Here is a 1,430-nt window from a genome sequence, read left to right as displayed (position 1 = left end):
CTTGGAGTTTTGCCGGCTTCGGTTTCGGGCGGAACGCTTGTGGTGCGCAGCCCTGTGACGGGTGAGGAGCTTGCACGGGTTGGCGAGGTTTCGGGGGCGGAGGCGGGGCGTGCGGTGGATGCGGCGCATGCGGCGTTCCTGAAGTGGCGGCTGGTGCCGGCCCCGCGCCGCGGCGAGCTGGTGCGGCTGCTCGGCGAGGAGCTGCGCGCCCACAAGGAGGCGCTCGGCCGGCTGGTGTCGGTCGAGGTCGGCAAGATCCCCTCGGAGGGGCTGGGCGAGGTGCAGGAGATGATCGACATCTGCGACTTCGCGGTCGGGCTGTCGCGGCAATTGTATGGCCTGACCATCGCCACCGAGCGCCCCGGCCACCGCATGATGGAAACCTGGCATCCGCTGGGCGTGGTCGGCGTCATCTCGGCCTTCAACTTCCCCGTGGCGGTGTGGTCGTGGAACGCGGCGCTGGCGCTGGTGTGCGGCGACAGCGTGGTGTGGAAGCCGTCGGAGAAGACGCCGCTGACCGCGCTTGCCTGCGAGGCGATCTTCGCGCGCGCGGTGAAGCGTTTTGGCGCGGATGCGCCGGAGGGGCTGCTGAAGGTGCTGATCGGCGGGGCCGATGTCGGCGAGGCTCTGGTCGATCATGCGAAGGTGCCGCTGGTGTCGGCGACCGGCTCGACGCGCATGGGCCGGGCGGTCGGTCCGCGGCTGGCCGGCCGCTTCGCGCGCGCCATCCTGGAGCTTGGCGGCAACAATGCCGGCATCGTGTGCCCTTCGGCCGATCTCGACATGGCGCTGCGCGCCATCGCCTTCGGGGCGATGGGCACGGCCGGCCAGCGCTGCACGACGCTGCGGCGCCTGTTCGTGCATGAGAGCGTCTACGACGCCATCGTGCCGCGGCTGAAGAAGGCTTACGAGAGCGTTTCGGTCGGCAATCCGCTGGAGGGCAAGGCGCTGGTCGGTCCGCTGATCGACAGGGCGGCCTTCGACAGCATGCAAAAGGCGCTGGAGGCGGCGAAGGCGGCGGACGGCACCGTCACCGGCGGCGCGCGCGTCGAGACCGGCCATGCCGATGCCTGGTATGTGCGCCCGGCCATCGTGGAGATGCCGTCCCAGACCGGCCCGGTGCTGGAGGAGACCTTCGCGCCGATCCTCTATGTGATGCGCTATTCGGACTTCGACGAAGCGCTCGCCCTGCACAACGCGGTGGGGGCCGGCCTGTCGTCGTCGATCTTCACGCGCGACCTTCAGGAAGCGGAGCGGTTCCTGTCGGCGGAGGGCTCCGACTGCGGCATCGCCAATGTCAACATCGGCACCTCGGGAGCCGAGATCGGCGGGGCGTTCGGCGGCGAGAAGGAGACCGGCGGCGGGCGCGAGAGCGGCTCCGACGCCTGGAAGGCCTATATGCGCCGCGCAACCAACACCATCAACTACTC

1 protein-coding gene is annotated in these 1,430 nt (G+C 69.9%); it reads left to right on the top strand.

Annotated features, from left to right (window positions below; translation table 11 throughout):
• Positions 1–9: 9 nt before the first annotated feature.
• Positions 10–1,430: L-piperidine-6-carboxylate dehydrogenase (gene amaB / locus DES43_RS22220; protein WP_133676476.1), on the top strand; the 1,421-nt coding region annotated here is incomplete at its 3' end.

Source organism: Aquamicrobium defluvii, assembly GCF_004363725.1.
Lineage (GTDB): Bacteria > Pseudomonadota > Alphaproteobacteria > Rhizobiales > Rhizobiaceae > Mesorhizobium > Mesorhizobium defluvii.
The sequence above is the reverse complement of the archived record's forward strand: the minus strand, read 5'-3'. Positions and strand labels throughout refer to the sequence as shown.